The organism is Mesorhizobium sp. M7A.F.Ca.CA.004.04.2.1 (assembly GCF_004022825.1).
In the GTDB taxonomy this organism is placed as follows: domain Bacteria; phylum Pseudomonadota; class Alphaproteobacteria; order Rhizobiales; family Rhizobiaceae; genus Mesorhizobium.
In genome coordinates, this window is the sequence record NZ_RZPH01001276.1 from 1 (window position 1) to 1,448 (window position 1,448).

1 protein-coding gene is annotated in these 1,448 nt (G+C 61.3%); it reads right to left on the minus strand.

The genetic code is table 11. The annotated features are described in order from the left end of the window. Positions 1 to 35: 35 nt before the first annotated feature. The gene (pdxA, locus tag EN893_RS33805; RefSeq protein ID WP_206517092.1) at positions 36 to 1,067 is read right to left on the minus strand and encodes a 4-hydroxythreonine-4-phosphate dehydrogenase PdxA; all 1,032 of its coding nucleotides are present in this window, start codon (positions 1,065 to 1,067) and stop codon (positions 36 to 38) included. Positions 1,068 to 1,448: the final 381 nt, after the last annotated feature.

Sequence of the window (1,448 nt, forward strand, 5' to 3'; positions counted from 1 at the left end):
ATCCGGTTCTGCGTGCGTTGCAGGCGTGCCGACGCCTAAGGGTTGGATTTCGCCGCGGCCATCTGGACCGCGAACTCGATCGCTTCGACCAAGCTGTCCTCATTGGCGATGCCCTTGCCGGCGATGTCGAAGGCCGTGCCGTGGTCGACGGAGGTGCGGATGATCGGAAGGCCGAGCGTGACATTGACACCGGAGAGCGCTTTCCACTCACCGGTCTCGGGATCGACATTGAAGCCGAGCAGTTTCACCGGGACATGGCCCTGATCGTGATACATCGCGACCACCGCGTCATACTGGCGGGCGCGCAACTTGACGAAAACCGTATCGCCGGGAACAGGCCCAAACACGGCAAAATCGGCGGAGTTGTAGGAGGCGACGACCGGGGTCGTGATGTCGATATCCTCCCGGCCGAAAATGCCGCCTTCGCCGGCGTGCGGGTTAAGCGCGGCAATCGCAATTCGGGGATGGGAAATGCCAAGGCCGTGCAACGCCTCGACCGTCAACTGGATAACCCGCCGCAACCGAGGTTCGGTCAGTTTCGATGGAACCTGGGCCAGCGCGACGTGGGTCGAGACGTGGCTGACGCGAAAATCGCCATGGGCGAGCATCATCACGGAATCGCGGGCGCCTGTCAGTTCTGCCAGCATGTCGGTGTGACCGGCATAATGATAGCCGGCCAGATTGAGCGCCTCCTTGTTGAGGGGAGCCGTAACGATGCCCGCAATTGAACCGGCCTGCGCCAGGCGAACGGCCTTTTCGATCGCCAGATAGGCGAGGCGCCCGCCTTCCGCCGACAAGACGCCTGTCTCGATAGGTGTGCGTTCGGGGCCGGCTTCGAGAATGGCTAGCGGCGGAAAAACCCCGGTGGCCGAAGCCGACGGCTGTTCCTCCTCGATGCGCCCGGAAATCGACTCCATCGCACGCATCGCGGTGACGCTGCCGATTATGAGAAGGGACAACGATCCGTCGGCAAGGCGCGGTTTCAGCCGTGCGCATGCCTTTGCGATGATCTCGGGGCCGATGCCCGCAGGATCACCCATTGTGATGCCGAGTCTTGGACCAGACATGAACGCCTCTAATTGGTCAATTGTGAGCATCTTCTAAGCCTTATAACCATCAATGCGCAATAGTTTTCTTTCGCGGTCATTCGTAATCAACGGTGCGGTGAAAATCGGCATGTTTTCAACCCCTCCGAGGGGGGCGAGCCCATATCCCCGGGCTGCTGAACCGTCGTTGGACGTGATTTGACCGGCGCGAATGACCCGCCCCATGCCTTTGGCCGGCGACGGTCCTGATCAGCGATGGGCTGGAGTCGCGAGCCTGCAGAAGAGGGCGCTGTCGCCGAATGCGCCAGATTTCGAGATTGTGGCCAGCCCCTTGAAAACACCGCCTTCGACCCTGGAAATCGGAAGCCCCGGCTCGATCTCGCTCTCGACCGTGAGTTCGAC